At 41.8% G+C, this 19,706-nt stretch carries 16 protein-coding genes; 10 read left to right on the forward strand and 6 right to left on the reverse strand.

The genetic code is table 11. The features are described from left to right. Positions 1-89 precede the first annotated feature (89 nt). The 5 genes from COR50_RS03665 to COR50_RS03685 all read left to right on the forward strand — a co-directional run bounded on the left by COR50_RS03665 (position 90) and on the right by COR50_RS03685 (position 4,600). The gene (locus COR50_RS03665; RefSeq protein ID WP_232516264.1) at positions 90-719 is read left to right on the forward strand and encodes a DUF2911 domain-containing protein; all 630 of its coding nucleotides are present in this window, start codon (positions 90-92) and stop codon (positions 717-719) included. Between the two features lie 505 nt (positions 720-1,224). Further along, a complete protein-coding gene (locus COR50_RS03670; protein ID WP_098192731.1) occupies positions 1,225-2,364 on the forward strand; it encodes a cystathionine gamma-synthase in 1,140 nt (379 codons plus the stop codon). Between the two features lie 146 nt (positions 2,365-2,510). Next, positions 2,511-3,284: a TIGR02757 family protein gene (locus COR50_RS03675; RefSeq protein ID WP_098192732.1), complete on the forward strand. Its 774-nt coding sequence runs from the start codon at positions 2,511-2,513 to the stop codon at positions 3,282-3,284. Then, a complete protein-coding gene (locus COR50_RS03680) occupies positions 3,285-4,244 on the forward strand; it encodes a DUF6263 family protein (RefSeq protein ID WP_098192733.1) in 960 nt (319 codons plus the stop codon). Between the two features lie 5 nt (positions 4,245-4,249). Beyond that, positions 4,250-4,600 (forward strand): hypothetical protein, encoded by a 351-nt coding sequence (locus COR50_RS03685; protein ID WP_098192734.1) that lies wholly within the window; start codon positions 4,250-4,252, stop codon positions 4,598-4,600. Positions 4,601-4,669: 69 nt separating this feature from the next. Here the strand turns inward: COR50_RS03685 and COR50_RS03690 are convergent, their stop codons facing one another. Both COR50_RS03690 and COR50_RS03700 read right to left on the reverse strand, forming a co-directional pair. After that, complete coding sequence (locus COR50_RS03690; RefSeq protein WP_098192735.1) at positions 4,670-5,332, reverse strand: sterol desaturase family protein; 663 nt, start codon at positions 5,330-5,332, stop codon at positions 4,670-4,672. Between the two features lie 627 nt (positions 5,333-5,959). After that, a complete protein-coding gene (locus tag COR50_RS03700) occupies positions 5,960-7,204 on the reverse strand; it encodes a serine hydrolase (RefSeq protein ID WP_098192737.1) in 1,245 nt (414 codons plus the stop codon). Between the two features lie 149 nt (positions 7,205-7,353). Here COR50_RS03700 and COR50_RS03705 point away from each other — a divergent pair, with 149 nt between their 5' ends. Both COR50_RS03705 and COR50_RS03710 read left to right on the forward strand, forming a co-directional pair. Continuing rightward, positions 7,354-8,367 carry a fumarylacetoacetate hydrolase family protein gene (locus COR50_RS03705; RefSeq protein ID WP_098192738.1) on the forward strand — a complete coding sequence of 338 codons (1,014 nt, stop codon included), beginning with the start codon at positions 7,354-7,356 and terminating at the stop codon, positions 8,365-8,367. Positions 8,368-8,381: 14 nt separating this feature from the next. Further along, positions 8,382-9,269, forward strand: a complete 888-nt coding sequence (locus COR50_RS03710) for a flavin reductase family protein (protein WP_098196085.1) — start codon at positions 8,382-8,384, stop codon at positions 9,267-9,269. A gap of 165 nt (positions 9,270-9,434) precedes the next feature. On the opposite strand, the gene COR50_RS03715 is transcribed toward COR50_RS03710, so the two are convergent. Together COR50_RS03715 and COR50_RS03720 are read right to left on the reverse strand one after the other, a co-directional pair. Further along, positions 9,435-10,253 (reverse strand): DUF4197 domain-containing protein, encoded by an 819-nt coding sequence (locus COR50_RS03715; protein ID WP_232516265.1) that lies wholly within the window; start codon positions 10,251-10,253, stop codon positions 9,435-9,437. Between the two features lie 93 nt (positions 10,254-10,346). Next, entirely contained in the window at positions 10,347-11,180 is an 834-nt protein-coding gene (locus tag COR50_RS03720) for a universal stress protein (protein ID WP_098192739.1), read from the reverse strand. Positions 11,181-11,446: 266 nt separating this feature from the next. On the opposite strand from COR50_RS03720, the gene lysS reads away from it, so the two are divergent. Continuing rightward, on the forward strand, positions 11,447-12,994 hold the full coding sequence (lysS, locus tag COR50_RS03725; RefSeq protein WP_098192740.1) for a lysine--tRNA ligase: 1,548 nt from the start codon (positions 11,447-11,449) through the stop codon (positions 12,992-12,994). A 235-nt stretch (positions 12,995-13,229) separates the two neighbouring features. Then, positions 13,230-15,377 carry a S9 family peptidase gene (locus COR50_RS03735; protein ID WP_098192742.1) on the forward strand — a complete coding sequence of 716 codons (2,148 nt, stop codon included), beginning with the start codon at positions 13,230-13,232 and terminating at the stop codon, positions 15,375-15,377. A 2,198-nt stretch (positions 15,378-17,575) separates the two neighbouring features. On the opposite strand, the gene COR50_RS03745 is transcribed toward COR50_RS03735, so the two are convergent. Continuing rightward, the gene (locus COR50_RS03745; RefSeq protein ID WP_098192744.1) at positions 17,576-17,914 is read right to left on the reverse strand and encodes a tRNA-binding protein; all 339 of its coding nucleotides are present in this window, start codon (positions 17,912-17,914) and stop codon (positions 17,576-17,578) included. A 120-nt stretch (positions 17,915-18,034) separates the two neighbouring features. On the opposite strand from COR50_RS03745, the gene COR50_RS03750 reads away from it, so the two are divergent. Then, the gene (locus tag COR50_RS03750; protein WP_098192745.1) at positions 18,035-18,508 is read left to right on the forward strand and encodes a hypothetical protein; all 474 of its coding nucleotides are present in this window, start codon (positions 18,035-18,037) and stop codon (positions 18,506-18,508) included. Positions 18,509-18,580: 72 nt separating this feature from the next. Here COR50_RS03750 and COR50_RS03755 read toward each other — a convergent pair whose 3' ends face one another. Further along, positions 18,581-19,570: a potassium channel beta subunit family protein gene (locus tag COR50_RS03755; RefSeq protein ID WP_098192746.1), complete on the reverse strand. Its 990-nt coding sequence runs from the start codon at positions 19,568-19,570 to the stop codon at positions 18,581-18,583. Positions 19,571-19,706 lie beyond the last annotated feature (136 nt).

The following is a 19,706-nucleotide window of genomic DNA, read 5'->3' on the forward strand; positions in this document are numbered from 1 at the left end:
GATTATGCCGATTGCCATTCAATTTTTGGCAATACATGTATAAACACATAATTTTACATTGACAACAACTCCAACAACAAAATTTTACCATGATGAAAAATAAGTTATTAGCGCTGGGTATGTCCGCATTCCTAGTTTGTGCAGCATTGATTTCCAATGGTCAAGATAAAAAACTGCCACCTTTGGATCAAAGCCCCATGGATATGGCATATTATCCTCCGATGTATCCTTACCTAGTAAAGTTGAAAGGTCAGCCTGGCAACCTTGTAGCCCGTGTTATATACAGCAGGCCGCAAAAGAAAGGGCGTAAGATCTTCGGTGAATTGGAAGAATATGGAAAGGTATGGCGCTTGGGAGCGAATGAAGCTACCGAAGTAGAATTTTATCAACCTGTTTCCATTGGCGGCAAAAACATTGCTAAAGGCAGGTATACTTTATATTGTATACCAACAGCTAATAACTGGACAATCATCTTGAATAAAGAAACCGACATCTGGGGCGCTTATAAATACGATGAGAAGTTAGATGTTGTCCGTACATCAATCCCGGTAACAACAACAGCTAACGAGGTAGAAGCATTAACCATGATATTCGAAAAAGCCCCGGGAGGCGCCAATTTGGTAATGGCTTGGGATAAAAGCCAGGTAAGTTTACCGATCAAGTTTAACGATATGGCTAGCAATACCATGAAAAAAGGTAAGGCTACCGCGAAGAAATAACCTGGTTACCAGGTAAATAAAAAAAGCGTCTTGAACAACAAGACGCTTTTTTTATTTGATATATTCCTACGCCGCTACAGGATATAAACGTCTCCCGATCGCAGCAACTCTTTAAGAAGAAAAAAGCGGTAAGAATACCGCCTTCAGAAATTTTAACCATATCCTATGAAAAACCTGACATGAAATTAGGCTAAATTACTATACAAGGGAAGCACATTCTCGTGAACGCATTAAAAAACCTTGTGAGTGCATTAAAATTCCCTTTTTCTGCAAAACCTCCCAGGTTAATTCCCCCTAAATTTTCCTGCATCATTTTTTCAGCGCTGAGAGCCATTAACATATAATTTACATTTAGCAATAATGTTTAAAAACTTCATATAGTTATGGATAGTATTATGACCCGGCGCTCTCACGCTGTCGAATACACTCTTTTTTTGTGTACCTTTAGCTACTTGGAAAGAATCGGATATAGATTGCGTTTTAACCAATGAAAAATTAAGTCACCATGAAGTTAGGCACTAAATTAATCCATGCCGGCGTAGCTCCTGACCCTGCTACCGGCGCCATCATGACGCCCATTTACCAAACTTCTACATTTGTCCAGGAAGCTCCCGGTGTGCATAAAGGATATGAATATGCCCGTACGGGAAATCCTACCAGGACTGCTTTACAAAATGCACTCGCCGCGGTTGAGAATGGAAATCACGGTCTTTGTTTCGGTAGTGGCTTAGCGGCTACGGATGCGATATTGAAGCTATTAAACCCCGGTGATGAAATCATTGCTACCAACGATTTATACGGCGGTACATACCGCATTTTTACCAAGGTATTTGAACGGTATGGTATCCGCTTCCATTTCATCAGCATGAGTGATGTGAATAACATCAGCAACTTTGTTAATGAAAATACCAGGATGGTATGGATCGAAACGCCTACTAATCCCTTACTAAATATTATAGATATCGAAGGAGCTGCGCGCGTTGCACAACAGCATAACCTGTTGCTTTGCGTTGATAATACCTTTGCTTCGCCTTACCTGCAAAATCCCTTGGATTTGGGGGCCGATATGGTTGTCCATTCCGCCACGAAATATATTGGCGGCCACAGTGATGTTGTACATGGCGCTATTATCGTGAAAGAAGAATCTATCGCGCAACAGCTAGCCTTTATACAAAATAGTTGCGGAGCTGTTCCGGGGCCGCAAGATTGCTTCCTGGTGCTCAGGGGATTAAAAACCCTGCATGTACGGATGCAGCGGCATTGCGAAAACGGGGAGATCATCGCCCATTTTCTAAGAAACCATCCGAAGGTAGATAAAGTATTTTGGTGTGGGTTTACGGACCATCCCAACCATGATATTGCCAAGGAACAAATGAGGGGTTTCGGTGGCATGATGTCATTTACATTAAAAGATGATAGCGCCGAGGCAGCTCAAAAAGTATTGAGCCGCACCCATTTCTTTTCTCTTGCCGAATCATTAGGTGGCGTGGAGTCGCTGATCGGTCACCCTGCCAGCATGACCCATGCATCGATACCGAGGGAAGAGCGTTTAAAAAACGGCCTGGTAGATTCGCTGATCCGGTTAAGTGTCGGAATTGAAGATGCCGGGGACCTGCAAGATGATCTAAAACAGGCCATCGGCTAATTATTTTAACTACCGCCCATCCACTTTATCACCGTGGATGCGTTTTTTTTATTGAAAGACCTTAAATTTAACCACCCGCAACATAAAAGTAGCGGGTCCGATCGCACCGAACCATAACTTGTAATAGCAAGTGCTGAAAATAGACTATGAAACGCCAGGAACTGAAAGCATTTTTAGACGCGAAAGCGGCACATTACAATCAACCTAGTTTTGTTACCAAAGACCCGGTCACTATACCGCATCAATTTAGCAAGTTGCAGGACATAGAAATTGCCGGTTTATTTGCAGCAGTACTAGCTTGGGGAAATCGTACTACCATCATCAACAAGTGCAACGAACTGATGCAATTGTTTGACAATGCGCCTTACGATTTCATTATTAATCACCAGGCCCGCGACAGGATGCGTTTTATGTCGTTTAAGCACCGCACGTTCAACGGCTTGGACTTGCTGTATTTCGTGGAGTACTTGCAACATTATTACCAGCAAGTAACTTCTTTGGAATTTGCTTTTAGCGGCCATATAACCGCGGAAGATGCAACCGTAGAAAAAGCATTGATCGGCTTTAGAAAGATGTTTTTTTCATTGGAGCATCCCGACAGGACACGCAAGCATATTGCAACCCCCGCGGCTAACGCGGCTTGTAAGCGGCTGAATATGTACCTGCGCTGGATGGTGAGACAAGATGAAAATGGCGTGGATTTTGGATTATGGAAGTACATACAGCCCCGGCAACTAGTTTGCCCGATGGATGTACACGTTGCCCGCGTAGCTTTTAAGCTCGGGTTAATAGACAAACCGGTGGCCAATTGGCAACATGCTTTGCAGCTAACGGAAGCATTACGGGAATTTAACCCGGAAGATCCGGCAGTGTATGATTATGCTTTATTTGGTTTGGGCGTAGAAGAAAAATATGTTTAAATGATTTTAAGATTGAAGATGAAGCGTTTACTTTTTTTACTGATTGCCAGTTTTAGTATTGTATTCTCCAGTAATGCACAAGAATATATTGAATTAGGATATAATTTCCAGAAGGGATGGGAATTTGAGTTGAAACAGGAGAGTAAGAATGAAAGCTATGTTACCGTCAATGATATCATGAATCGCACTACCCGCGATTTTAACAACACGTTGGCGTTTACGATCAGCGATGCCGGCCCCAATCACTTTACCTTGCAATTCCAGTACAAGGAATTACTATTCATCTTCAATGCAAGCAATCGCAATATCGTGGTAGATGCCAAGAAAGATGATCCGAAAGAACCTCTCCAGAAAGCATTGAATATTCTACTGGATCAAACTTTTACCGTCGATATTGATGGTTCCGGTTATATCAAGCAGGTTTCAGGCTTGGAGTACGCTTTAAAAGCTTGCGAAGTAGCTTTTAAAGATCTGAAAGAAAACGAACAGGCAGCATATAGAAAAATATTGGCCGATCAGTTTGGAACGGATGCATTCCGCTCCTGGTTGGAACAATTACTAGTTATATATCAATCCCATGCCATCAAAACGGGTACCCAATGGGATGAAAGCGTTCCGTTACGAACAGGCTTGATAGGCCGCATCGATTTATATTGGAACTTGCAACATTGGGATTCCCAAACGGCGAAAATTGCTGGCACGGGCAATATTAAAACCGATAAATTAGAAACATTCACAGTAGAAGAAGGCATTCAAGCAACCGCCGAAATTACCGGCACCGTTCAAAGCAATTATTTAATCGATCGTGAAACCGGCTTACCCCGTATCTGTGTGCAAAACACCGAGATGAATGGTAAATATATTTATAAAGCGAACAAGAAGAAAAGGATTAAAAAAGATATAGAGGTACCGGTACGTATCGTAAATAATGCATCGTATAAAATTAAACGATACAAATAACGTATATGCAACAACCCATGCTTCCTCAACACCTCGAAGCAACAGGTCATTGGTTATCAAAAAACTTTGGGTTGAGCTTACCACCAAATCAGCTTGACGAAGCTACCTTGGTAAAGATTTTAGCACAAAGACTGGAAAAGTTAGTCAATGACGATTTCGAGCAATTTATCCAGCTCTTATACAGGATCGATGTCCCGGAAATCAAGGTTAAAGAGCTATTAGCTACGGGTGAATATCCTGAAGTATACTACCATATTGCACGGTTAATAATCGACCGGCAAGTACAAAAGTTTATTTCCCGGCAGGCCAACAAAAATAATAATCCCCAAGATGATGACGGGGAAGAAAGATGGTAAAAAACAAGGGGTTGATGTTACTTGTGATAGCATCAACCCCTTTGTTATTATCGTATAATTATTTACTCTTTATTTCTCAAACATCAACTCTTTCACTTTCTCCTTATCTTCCTTTTCCTTATCCAAATCAAAAGAGGTTCCGAATACATAATCCCATATAGAAGAACTTACGCCGAATCCCTTTTCTTCATTTTTATAATGATGCAAATGATGGTTTCTCCAAACCGGTTTCCAAGATTTAAATGGAGGGTTCCAAGCATGGATCGCGTAGTGCATGCTTCCATAGATCAGGTAGCCAAGTAAGAAGCCGGGGAAGAACATGAATGCATACTGTTGCAGCAACAAATAAAATATGCCGAACAATGCCGAAGCCAGGATCAAACTCGGCACCGGCGGCATAAACAAACGCTCTTTATCCCTGGGGTATTCATGGTGATTGCCATGCATGACATATATTATTCTTCTCATTCGCGGGCTTTCCGCCGCGAAATGAAAAATATACCGGTGCATGATATATTCGAAGAATGACCAAAAAAACATGGCCCCGAAAAATATCGCCGCGATGGTTCCCAAACTGAAATGTAAACTGTCGTAACTATAGAAAAGAGAGTACCCAATGATCGGAATATACATACCCCATATCACCAATGGATGGGTTTTCGTAAGCATTTCCAAATATTGACTCTCAAATAACCTTGCCTGGCCTTTATTCTTTATCTTTTCGAATTTCATGTGTTCCTATTTAATTTATGTATCCCAAAACACTTGGTAACGGCTGTAGGTTCACAATATTTATACAAAACGGATATCTTATAATTTATGGGGGTACCCGGTTAATTGTCCTGTATTATATATTACAAATATCGTATCAATTTGTCCATTTGAAAAAAGAAATTTGCTTTACAAATGGAGTAAGTATATGATTTTCATCAGTATTTCAAGCAAAAAAAGCTCCAACCTTATATGCAAATGTAAATTTTATTCCTTTTTAACAATCTTCTCCCTTGCCTTCATCCTAAATTTTACACTATTATTCATTATTGTCCGACGAAATTTTAACCGGGGCCCTCAATAGTTCGATTCAATGTTCATCTGCCCGTTTCTTGTACTTTTTTGCTTGCCCAAAAAAGGTACCAAAAAAGGGCACAAATTGGCCATCACGGCCGCCAATTTGATCGCTCGATCCGGCCTTACTACTACTGTATGGCCAAGCTTCCCTTCGCTATCAACGGTGCGAAGTGCCACGGTTCTCTTGGCGGGGGGTGAATGTATCATCCTTCGCTTATATCCTTGACCTGGTAAGGAATTCAAGTACCTTTAAAGCATTTTTAGTCGGTCAACAATGATTATTATTCATTATTATTGATATGTACAACGGAATTTATCCAGTCGCGGTTCATTTTTTCGCTTTCTACTTAATTCATAACGGTAAATGATCTCTCCTATTTCACGGAAAAAAGGATAACCCAGGGATTCGTACTCATATTTATTGTCATTTAAAATGCCATCCCGGTTTACATAAATCACCCCGCATAGCATAAATTCCACCTTGTGCTCAAAATCAACAATGTATGCTGCATCTGTCAGGAAGCCATACGACCACCCCGTTTTATTGAAAACCCTAATATTCAGCGGCAGCTTCCTTTTCCCGTCTTTGAACAGGAAGAACTTGGTATAACTGTCGAAATATTCTACCGTATCATACTCCGGATAAGCAGATTCGGAAGGCAATTCGCTCATATATTGATATAAAAACCTGTAATCATCATCATTTAGCTCAAATCTTTGCCACGCGGGTACCGTTTCGGGGAAGATCACTGATTGTAATAGCCGTTGAAGCGCTTGCAACGGCAAATTATTATGCGTGGTAAAATCCATCGGCCGCTCGATCAAATGATCTTGTGCATCCCAATGTCCTTTGCCGAAAAATACAGGCCTGCTGAAATCATACTTTACAGTGGCCACTTCCGGCGGTTGCTTATATAATAATTGTCCATCTTTCATGAACCGAACCGGGTTGGTATGTCGATTTTCATCTTCGTTCATCGCTACGAAGCGCCGCACGATCCTTACATTTTTATACCCTTTTTTCCATAACCCTTCATTTAATGTTTGCTGCCCTACAAATTCGTACAACCTATTATAGGCATCATTATCACTTACAAGAAATACTTTCCGGGCGTATTGGGCAATAGAGGGCAAACCATCTTCGGCAGAGCTATCTTCCGCAACCTCCGTTTGCCTGCTGTATCCGCTATCGGTAAGCATCGTGGTATATTTATCAATGCCTTTAACCGGCAGCCGGTGTACTTTTTCCAAGGCCAATAAAACCGTAGGTAATTTTACCGTGGAGGCCGGGTTGAAATAGCGGGTAGAATCTACATTTAAATAATAATTTGACAGCTGAGGCCGGTTATCCCTGCCGCGATCAATTTTAGTATATATCAATTGGTATTGAAAAGAGTCGGGATGGGCCAAAATATGTTTCAAGGCCGGGGAAGCCTGTTCATAAATCAATTGTTTTAAAAATTTGCTGTTACGCTCCTGTGCTCTAACGTTCGACAAGAAGGTACAAAGCAGCAACAAACTGCAATAATATTTCATGTTGAAATGCAAATTAGTTGAATCAATCTGTAAGGGTGGCTATAATTAAAGATATAAAATCCTTCCCAGCTTCTATAATCCCCCGGAGATTTCGCAATCTTGGGGTGTCGGCTTATATTTGATGAATTATTGCGCCAAAATACAACAAAATGAAACTGGTAACTTATCTAAAAGATGAAGTAGACCACTTGGCCTTATTGGTCGATGGACAACTCTACAACCTACAAGACTTACATCCCGATCTTCCTTCGAACATGAACATGTTCTTAATGATGTGGGAAGACGTGATCGATCTTGCCAAAAGTGTGGATGCTAGCTTAAAATCTGGTCAACGTGCAACGAAAGCACAAGGTATTCCTTTTGAAAGTGTTCACCTATTGGCTCCTGTGCCGTTTCCAACTTCTTGCCGCGATGGATATGCCTTCCGCCAACACGTAGCAGCAGCACGCAGAAACCGCCGCGTTGAAATGATCCCCGAATTTGATCAATACCCGATCTTTTATTTCACCAACCATAACGCTATCCAGGGACCGGGTAATATTTACTGCATGCCGGATCATTTCAATAAACTGGATTTTGAATTGGAAGCTGCCATCGTAATTTGTAAAGCAGGCAGGAACATCTCCGCTGCAGAAGCAGATGACTACATTGGCGGTTACATGATCATGAACGATATGAGCGCCCGCACTTTGCAGATGGAAGAGATGAAGCTGAACCTCGGCCCCGCCAAAGGGAAGGATTTCAGCACCGTAATCGGTCCCATGCTAGTGACGCCAGACGAACTGGAAGCTTTTAAGGTTCCGGCCAAAGAGGGTCATGTAGGCAATAATTACAACCTGCAAATGCGCTGCTGGGTTAATGGCAAACAAGTTAGCCAGGGCAATATGTCCGATATGGATTGGACCTTTGCCGAAATCGTGGAAAGATGCGCTTACGGCGCCAACATTCTCCCCGGCGATGTGATCGGAAGCGGTACGGTAGGTACGGGTTGTTTCCTGGAATTGAACGGTACCGGTAAATTAAATGACCCTAATTACCAAGAGCAATGGCTTCAACCCGGGGATGTCGTTGAAATGGAAATTGACGGCCTGGGCATCTTGAAAAACACCATCGTGGAAGAAGAAAACGACTTCTCCATCTTGGCTCTAAAGAAAAACGTTTAATGCAATCCTTTAACATGAAAACGATCATACCCGGTACGGTTAAAACTAACGTATTGCACGCTTATTTATTAAGCGCCGTTGCCCCGCGCCCGATTTGCTTCGCCAGTACGATCGATGAGCAGGGGCGACCAAATCTATCGCCTTTTAGTTTCTTCAATGTTTTTGGATCGAACCCCGCCACTTTAATATTTTCACCTTCTCGCAGGGTACGCGATAATACGGTTAAGCATACCCTGAATAATGTTTATGCTACCAGGGAAGTTGTTATCAACGTGGTTAATTATGCCATGGTGCAACAGGCGTCATTGGCTAGTTGTGAATATCCCGAAGGGGTGAATGAATTTGAGAAGGCGGGCTTTACACCGCTGCCATCGGAAAAAATCAAACCCTTTAGAGTGAAGGAAAGCCCCGTGCAGATTGAATGTATCGTTAGGGAAGTTATTGAAACCGGAACCGAAGGTGGCGCCGGCAACCTCGTGATCTGCGAGCCGGTAGCGATTCACATCAATGAAGACATACTGAATGCGGAAGGGAAGATTGATCCTCATAAGATTGATCTCGTGGCACGCATGGGCGGCGACTATTATTGCCGCGCTTCCGGGAATGCCGTATTCGAAGTAGCCAAACCCAATACCAATTTGGGGATCGGGGTAGATGCTCTTCCCCTTGCCATCAAGAATAGCCATATTTTAACCGGCAACGATCTGGGGCAATTAGCGAATGTAACCGAAGTGCCGATGATAGATCCGGGCTTCAACGACGATCATCTCAAGCAGATTATCCAATATTATAGTGTCAATCCAACAGAAATGGAGCAGGAATTGCATCGCTATGCAAAGCAATTACTGGAACAGTCGGAAGTAGCGGCTGCCTGGCAGGTCTTATTGGCAGGAGGGAATTAGCCATAAAATCATGCTGGTTGAAGCTTCCGAACTCTAATCAGCCATCCCCGCGAACAGGATAAAAAGTAAAATCCCTGTTAGTTTTTATACCAACAGGGATTTTTTATTATTCAGAATTGATCTCTTTAGAGATGGATATTTATCTACTTCAATGCAAGCCTATCATCAACTTCCACCAAATACTTTTTGTAACAATGAAGTAACCCTTGCCCCGGGATTTTTACGGATATTTTCTTCTTCCTTCGCGATTTGATCAAACAAAGCATTGACCGCCATCCCCGTTACATAACTTTTCAGGTCCGGATCCATCTTGTTCATCGTAGTGGGCAGCTTATTGTAAGTATTCACGATCTGCGTATAATATTGAGTCGCGCTGGTTTTATTCAGTGAGCTCTCTATCGATGGCATGAATGCTTGCTTTAAGGTATCTGTTGTCTTGGAACGGAAATAATCCGTTGCCGAATGACTGCCACCGGTTACTAATTTTATAGCATCCTGGATAGACATCTGCTTAATAGCATTTACAAAGATTGGTTTCGCAAAACCCACTGCATCTTCAGCAGCGCGGTTGATTTGCAAAATAGCTTTATCAACCTGTTTTCCTAAACCGATACCACGCAAGGTACTTTCAAGTTTCACGGCATCGGGTGGCAATAACACCTTGTAAATATCACTTCCAAAAAAGCCGTCTTTTTTATTGAGGAAACTGATACCGTTGGCAACGCCTTGGGCAAGGGCTTCCTTGATACCGGCAGCCGCTTCGCTTTCTGTATAGTCACCACTTCCACTAGTGCTACCGGATACTGATTTCAAAACGCTCCCCAAGATACCGGAGCTTTTCGCCGGGGTAGTATCAGCGGTGGATTTTGTTTGAGTGCTGTCGCTCAAAATATCCTTGAGACTAAATTTCTTTTTCTTTTTTTGACCGAAAGATGCACCTGCCACTAAAGCAAGCATCAACGTAAACAGGATTGATTTTTTCATACTTTTAATAAGATTCGGTATAAGTGTATGCTTACCCGGCACTAAGAAACAAAATAATTCCTTTTTCTAGGCGAATGCTAACACAATTTAACATTACTGGTGCAGGCTGATCAGCGGAATACTTGACCTAAAGGCCATTTTAGACGTATTACTTCTTTTGAAAATACTATCGAAAAATCCATGCTTGCGTGGCACGACCAAAATTAGATCGGCATTCTCTTCTTTTGCAAAATTTACTACTGCATTCGGAACATTATCACTTTCCACGAAACGGTAATCGGGATTATAAGGGGCGAGGAATGCATCCAGCATCAAACCTTCCATCGGTTGATTGCCGGTGATTTCCTTTCCTTCTTTATGAACATTCACCACGACGAGTTCCGGTTTGAAAATATCCAGCAAAGCGGTTAATTTTTTAATCGGCGTGGTTTCCATTACCCTTTTCAAGTCACAGGCAAAAACTATTTTCTTTATACCTTTGAAGCTGGCTTCTACCGGCACTACGATTACAGGGAATTGCGTATTTTTCACTACATCCACCGTATTGGAACCCACGAATATTTCTTCCAAATTGCTGCCACCGATAATCCCCATCACGATAAAATCGGCTTTCTCTGCTGTAGCCACATCGTTAATTGATGCCGCTAACAATTGATTTTCAGCACGGTAAGCCAGCTCACAACCTTGCGGAACGGTACCTTTCAGATCATCCGCCATTTTCTTCAGCCCTTCCAAACTAGACGCTTTCAACTCTTCCATGTCTACCATGGGTACTGCGGTAGGTAAATCCGGTATCGGGACAACCAGCTCATAAGCATGAAACAATACTACCCGCGTCGCCTCAATTTGGGCGGCTAACTTCAAAGCATACTCGGCAGCATTGTAAGCTGCATCGGAAAAATCTGTTGGAACTAAGATCGTTTTCATGTTAAACTAATTTAAAAGTAAAAGCCGCACCACTCGAACGATTGGTCTAATAACAATTAATTATTATACAATAATCTTACCACTTCATAATATTTAAAAATAATTTATATAAAGAACGGGGACAGGTGCGGAATACAAGTAGAAGTTAAGCTAAATTTTAATACAATAAACGAGAATGCAGCAATAACGTCGAAATAAATTATTTTTGCACTCCAATAATTGAAGCATTATTTATCAAAGGGGCGACAAACCCGAATCTTAATAACATGAGCGTAAGTAGTACTCAACATTTATCTGAACAAGAAATTATCAGGCGCGAGAAATTGCAGGAGTTGCAAAAAATGGGCATTGATCCATACCCGGCGCCGGAATACCCGGTAAATACTACGGCCAGTTATATAAAGCAACGCTATACTGAAGAAACCAAAGCTGATTTCGAAAATGTTTGCATCGCCGGCCGTGTTATGACTGTTCGCGATATGGGTAAGGCTAACTTTGCAGTACTTCAAGATCATACCGACCGCATACAGGTTTATATCCGCAGGGATGATATTTGTCCCGGCGAGGATAAAACACTGTTCGATACCATTTGGAAAAAATTGATCGATATCGGTGATATTGTTGGTGTGAAAGGATTTGTATTCATTACGAAGAAAGGAGAAATATCTATCCATGCGCAGGAACTGGTGCTGTTATCAAAATCTTTACGCCCGATCTCCATCGTAAAGGAGAAAGAAGGGGAGACTTTTGATGCCGTAACTGATCCCGAGTTTAAATACCGTCAACGCTATGCTGACCTGATCATCAATCCCGATGTGAAGGAAGTATTTATCAAGCGTACCAAGATCATGCAAACGATCCGGGATTTTTATAATAACCTGGGTTACCTTGAAGTGGAAACGCCCATTTTGCAAGCAATCCCCGGTGGAGCTGCCGCAAGGCCGTTTATTACGCATCACAATGCTTTGGATATGCCGCTGTACTTGCGTATTGCGAATGAATTATACCTCAAAAGGTTAATTGTAGGCGGGTTTGAAGGTGTTTATGAATTTGCCAAGGATTTCCGTAACGAGGGAATGGATCGTACACACAACCCGGAATTTACCGTGATGGAAATGTACGCCGCTTACAAGGATTACGAGTGGATGATGAAAACGACAGAAACCTTGTTGGAAAAGATCGCTTTGAACCTGCATGGCACTACGGAAGTACCGGTGGGCGATAAATTGATCGACTTCAAAGCGCCGTTCCAAAGGGTGACTATGTATGATGCTATTAAAGAACATACCGGCTTCGATATCAGCGAAATGGATGAAACCGGCATCCGCGAGGTTTGTAAAAAATTAGATATCCATGCTGAAGCGTCTTGGGGTAAAGGAAAGTTGATCGATGAAATATTCGGTGAAAAATGTGAAGATCATTACGTACAACCTACGTTTATCATCGATTATCCTGTCGAGATGAGCCCTTTAACTAAAAAACACCGGAGCAAACCCGGGCTGGTAGAACGTTTTGAATTGATAGTAAACGGTAAAGAAATCGCCAATGCATATTCGGAGCTTAATGACCCGATCGATCAGCGGGAGCGTTTTGAAGAGCAATTGAAATTGATGGAAAGGGGGGATGATGAAGCGATGTATATCGATTATGATTTCTTGAGGGCCCTGGAATACGGTATGCCGCCAACTTCCGGTATCGGTATCGGCATCGATCGTTTGACGATGTTGATGACCAATCAACCTTCGATTCAAGATGTGCTGTTCTTCCCACAAATGCGCCCAGAGTCAAGGATTAATACGGAAAATGAAGATTAACACGAATTTTGATCACCGTTTTCAGGATTTTTATTCTTTTTTCCTTTTTTATTTTTTGAATTAATTATTTTGATACTTGAGCCGGGAATGTTCCCGGCTCTTTTTTTCCAGGAGAATTTTTTGACTATTGCCTGTACATTTCCGTACACATTATGAATACTCCGTTTCATATAATCATCGGCCATTTATTCATTATTCTGAATTAAATTGGCACAATACACTAAAAATGAGCAGTATGAACAAATTATTCCCAGCAGCTTTTGCCGGGTTAGCGCTGTTAATTAGCCCTATGCTAGCGGATGCGCAAACAAAAAAAGATCTCAGCTTCGATGAGATTTGGAAAAATCAACCCAAAGGTTTTTACAATTCTTTACCCCGCATCGGTGAATGGGCAGATAATGATGCTTATATCGAAATTCGTACTGATGCCAACGGTAAATCCCAATCATACAGGGTTACTGCCGATAAAGGTAAAGCCAGCGTGTATGTACCACCGGTAGGAACGCATAATGTCGTGTACGTGAAAGATAACGATGTGTTCATTAAAACCCCGGCAGGCGAAGAAACCAGGCTTACCAACAACGGGGAAGAAGAAAAAAATCCAACCCTCTCTCCAGATGAAAAATACGTGGCCTTCACCCGGAATAATAACCTCTATGCCGTGGAAGTTGCCAGCAAAAAAGAAACGCAATTCACAAGGGATGGTTCCGACGTAATTTATAATGGTTGGGCTTCTTGGGTTTATTATGAAGAAATTTTAGGTCGTGCCACGAGATACCGCGCCTTTTGGTGGAGCCCCGATAGTCGCCATATAGCGTTCATGCGTTTCGATGATACGAAAGTGCCGATCTTCCCGATCTATAGCGAAGTAGGTCAACATGGCTACCTGGAGAATACCCGTTACCCCAAAGCGGGGGATCCGAACCCAACGGTGAAAATGGGTATTGTACCCGTAACCGGGGGGCACATTGCCTGGGCCGATTTCGATGAACAAGAAGATCAATATTTCGGTACTCCTTTTTGGACTCCCGATGGCAGCGCCCTATGGATGCAATGGATGCCGCGTGATCAAAATAATTTAAAAATCTACGCCATCGATCCTGCTTCCGGTAAAAAGAAAGAGATGTATGATGAGAAACAGGATACTTGGGTGGATTGGTATTATGATGTCAATTTCTTAAAAAACAATAAAGGCTTTATCGTGCTGAGCAGCAAATCCGGGTGGGATCATATTTACCATTACAATATGGACGGCTCTTTAAACAAACAAATCACCAACGGCGATTGGCGGGTAAAGGATGTATTGTTAGTTGATGAAAAGAAAAATCTCGTCTACTTTACGGCCCGTAAAGAAGCCACTACGCGGTACGACTTGTATAAAGTGAGCCTGGAAGGCGGTACACCTACACGGCTGACCTTCGGTGATTATTCCCATAGCGTGAAACTTTCCCCTTCCGGAAAATATTTCATCACCACTTATAGCAATCTCAGCACACCAACGAAAGTTGCTTTGTTAAATACCAACGGCAAAATCATCCGGGAACTGGGAGATATGAAAGGGCCGGAATTTGATAAATATAACTTGGCGCCAACCTTGCTGACCAGCTACAAAACCCGGGATGGTCTGACCTTACCCATGACCATCATGTGGCCGCTACATATGGAAGCAGGTAAAAAATACCCGGTATTAATTTCCGTTTACGGCGGACCGGATGCGGGCAGCATTTATGAAATATGGCCACGGGGATTAGCAAAACAGTGGCTTGCGAAAGAAGGAGTTATCCAAGTAACGATCGATAATAGGGCAGGTGGTCACCTCGGAAAAATCGGCATGAACTACATCCACCGCAACTTGGGCATCCACGAAATTGAAGATTTCATGGACGCTACCCGTTGGTTGAATACCAGGGAAGGGGTGAATCCGGATAAGGTTTGTATCACCGGCGGTAGCTTTGGCGGCTATATGACCTGCATGGCCTTGACTTATGGCGCCGATGTATTCAAATACGGGATTGCCAGCTTCTCCGTAACAGACTGGCAATTATATGATAGTCATTATACCGAAAGATATATGGACACCCCGGCAGATAATCCCGAAGGATATAAAAATACGGCAGTTATGACGCATGCCGATAAGTACAAAGGTTTGCTAAGAATCGTTCATGGTACGATGGATGATAATGTTCATATGCAAAACAGCATTCAACTTGTCGATAAACTCGAAGATTTGAATAAGCATTTCGAATTTATGTTATATCCGGGTGAACGTCATGGTTGGGGAGGACTTAAGTCGCGCCATTCAACCCTGGAAGCATACCGTTTTTATTACAACAACTTATTGGAAAAACAATTACCAAAGGAATTTTACACCCATTGGAAATAGTTTTTTGAAACTTTTTTAAAGCAGTCATGATTCAGTTCATGGCTGCTTTTTTCGTGCCAATGGATGGCAATGAAGTCCGAGCCCTGAATCCACAAGTGTTCGAAACCCCGCTTAGGTTTCTGAATGCCTGCCAAAACGCCCAAAAACATTGGCTCCTTGCTGGTTCGAGCTTCCAAGCCCGGACCAACGCGCAATTAAGGACACATAAAATTGTATTGAAAACGAAACCGCGCGGCAAGTACTCCCTGCACCATACACACCCATTTGTCGGAGTTCAAATACTGCTAACACGGTAGTTTCCGAGTTAGAATTTCAATAGTGATAAAAGGTATTACCCGTATTTTTCATGAATGAGTAAGATTTTATATGGCATTTTTTATTCAAATAAATATACAAGTGGGAAAAATCCCCTTGCTGGTTCGAGCTTCCAAGCTCGGACCAACGCGCAATCAAGGACACTTAAAATTGTATTGAAAACGAAACCGCGCGGCAAGTACTCCCTGCACCATAAACACCCATTTGTCCGAGTTCAAATACTGCCAACACGGTAGTTCCCGAGTTAGAATTTCAATAGTGATAAAAGGCAATACCGTATTTTTCATGAAAGAGTAGGATTTCATATGTCATTTTTATTCAAAATAAATATGCTAGCGCCCCCCCTTGCTGGTTCGAGCTTCCAAGCTCGGACCAACGCTCAATTAAGGAAACTTAAAATAGTGTTGAAAACGAAACTGCGCGGCAAGTACTCCCTGCACCATAAACACCCATTTGTCCGAGTTCAAATACTGCCAACACGGTAGTTCCCGAGTTAGAATTTCAATAGTGATAAAAGTTATTACCCGTATTTTTCATGAATGAGTGGGATTTTATATGGCATTTTTTATTCAAATAAATATACAAGTGGGAAAAAATCCCCTTGCTGGTTCGAGCTTCCAAGCTCGGACCAACGCGCAATCAAGGACACATAAAATTGTATTGAAAACGAAACCGCGCGGCAAGTACTCCCTGCACCATAAACGCCCATTTGCCGGAGTTCTAATGCTGCCAACACGATAGTTCCCGAGTTAGAATTTCAATATTTATAAAAGGCAATACCGTATTTTTCATGAATGTTTGGGATTTTATACACCATTTTTATTCAAAATAAGTATACAAGTGGGAAAAAATTCCCAAATTAGGCGCTCCGAGCTCCGATGAAGAGGTTATTTGCTCCAAAGTCGGGGTTTAGAACCCCGATGCCGGATCCCGGAGATCCAAAGTCGGGGTAAATAACACCAGCGCCGGAGTTATTTACCCTAGCTTTCAAGCCCAGGACTCCGGCACTGGAGTTCCGAACAGCGGCTTTGCCTTCTTGGACTTCTTCGTTGGAGTTCCGGGCGCCATCGTTAGAGTAATTTACCCCGGGTATGCCGCCCCTTACCAGGAGTGTTCTTATAGGTGATTGAAACAGGCAAGCGCAACTTTTTGTGGCAGCACAAAAAATACAAGAAACGGGCTGATGGACATTCAGTCAAACTTTTGAGGGAGATTATTAATCTGCCCATTGAGAATTTAGTCCGGCAATACTGAATGTGAATGTAAAAAATGGATTGTTTAAGAGAATGAATCCTTGGGGTAGGGGCAAAAAAACAGGGCGGTAAGAATACTGCCCCGAAAAATTTTAACCATATCTTTATTGAAAAACCTAGTACAAATTTCTATAATTTAGAACTAACATTAATCTGCAATCTAGTAAACGCTATATTTTTTCTAGTGAACGTATCAAAATGCAGGATTATCGTTTTCCCACATCTCTAAACAATTAGATTCCGGCTTAGCTTAGCAGGAAAGCTCCATAATCAGCAAATTCTTTATATAGCACTATTTATCAACAGATAAAACATAATTATAGTTTACATACAATTGAATCCATCCCTACAGTTGGTAAAAATGTAATTTGAGTACAGAACTTGAAATTCAAGGATGTAAAAAGAGAAGTGGGCGGAAATGAAAGGTTCCTTAAAAGTAGAAAGGCGGTAAGAATACCGCCTTTGTAATAATTTTAACCATATCCTATGAAAAACCTAATGCAAATATAAGCTCATAAGATCTGTAATATTTTCCTATTTCCGTGAACGTAGCAAAATTGTTCGTGAAGCACCTAAATCGAGCAGGGAGCATACATATTAAATATTTTTACAAATTAATATTATTTACCATTAGGCGATTTTCAGACCGTTTTCAACCTTCCTATCTGCTTGTAAAAGAATCACTTGTTTATTTTCATCGACCGCTCCTAGTACCAGGCATTCGGAAAAAAAGTTCGCAATTTGCTTCACCGGAAAGTTGATAACCGCGATAATTTGTTTTCCAATCAAATCATTAACATTATAAAGATCTGTAATCTGCGCCGAGGATTTTCGGAGCCCGATTTCTGATCCAAAGTCAATTAAAAGTTGATATGCCGGCCGCTTAGCCTTTTCAAATACCTTGGCCTCGATAATCGTTCCGACACGTATATTAATTTTCTCAAAATCGTTCCATGTGATCGTTTCCATTATTACTTATTTATTATCAATCAATTAACAAAGTTGTTATAGTAAAATAATTACTATTCCCGTTATTTTGGAATAATTTCTGAGTATATTCAATTGAATTGCTTTAAAAAAATCTTTCGTATGAAATTTTTCACCATTATTTCCTTATTAGTTTGCACCGGCTTTGCCGCATGTCAAAATAATAATGGCCCCAATAAATCCCAAGATACAGTGATGGTGCTTCCGGATGGAGATACCACCACGCTTCCTGCCATGATTGTTCCTGAAGATATCTTGGTCTCCGTGGATACCGGCATGGTTACCGTAGCAGGAAAACAGGTTTATAACAATGCCGACCTCGGTAGCCAACTTATCGATACCCTGAATACGATGTACCAAACTATGCATTCACTCCCGAAGCACCTGGAGCTGCGTTTTTCTGATATTATACTTATGGGTGTAAGGGGAAATGTAAAAGATGTGGTTGGGGAAGCGCAAAAAAGCATCTTGAGCATCGTTGCAAACGATTTATACCATGTTTCTGCTGAAAAGTTATCGAGAGAACAAGAAGATAGTATCCGGACAAGGTACCCTATACTGTTTCAACGCTTTTAGGGTGTACTGTTAAAAAAGTCCTTCCAAGGATTATATGCCAAATGGAAGGACTTTTTGAATACCGGCCTAGAATTAATAAAGCGGTTGGATCGGCGCTGTTTTTATAATTCCTTCGATCTGCGCCATTAGATCGGCCGTTAATTGTTTTACCACTTCAATGGCTTTCAGATTCTCTTCCAGTTGTTGCGGTTTCGTGGCGCCTAAAATCGCCGTAGTAACATTTGGATTTTGAATACACCAAGCGATTGATAATGTTGCCAAGCTCGTTCCCAACTGATCAGCAACTTTTTTCAAGTTCCGAACTTTCTGTAGTTTCTCTTCCACGTAAGTTGAATCTTTCAACCATTCAAACCCTTCCAAACCTAAACGGGAGCCTTCGGGGATGCCATCGTTATACTTTCCGGTCAATAAACCTGAAGCCAGCGGCGACCATATCGTGGTACCTAGGCCTACAGTTTTATAGATTTGCAAATAATCCTTCTCAACCTTAGTTCTGTTGAACATATTATATTCCGGTTGCTCCATGGCCGGTCCAATCAAATGCAATTCGCGCGCTACCATATGGGCTTCCATAATTTCTTGGGCGCTCCATTCAGAAGTACCCCAGTACAAGATCTTTCCTTGCTGAATTAATAAGTTCATCGTCCATACCACCTCCTCGATAGGCGTGTTTTTATCCGGACGGTGACAATAATACAAATCCAGGTAATCGACCTGTAACCGTTGTAATGCTTCATGGCAAGCTTCTACCAGGTGTTTGCGGCTTAAACCGGTTTGATTAGGCTTATTTTCCTTACCCCTACTTCCGAAAAAAGCTTTACTCGAAACTGTATACGAAGTTCTGTCCCAATTTTTTTTCTTCAGTATCCGCCCCATCATTAGTTCAGACTGGCCCAATGCATACACTTCGGCATTGTCAAAGAAATTGATACCATGATCGTAGGCAATTCCCATAAGCTGATCTACTAACTGGTCATCAATCTGCTTATGGAAAGTTACCCAGCTCCCGAAAGACAATACACTTAATTGTAATCCTGTTTTACCTAACCTTCTGTATTCCATAACAAATAAAGTTTTAATAATACAAATTAGCTCAAAATTACCAAGTTCCCTTTACCTGGAACAGCTGTTTTGTCATATCCTTGGCATGTTTTTTGGGCTAACAAGTATAGAAATTTTAGGTTAAAAATAGGTTAAA

This window comes from Chitinophaga caeni (assembly GCF_002557795.1).
Lineage (GTDB): Bacteria > Bacteroidota > Bacteroidia > Chitinophagales > Chitinophagaceae > Chitinophaga > Chitinophaga caeni.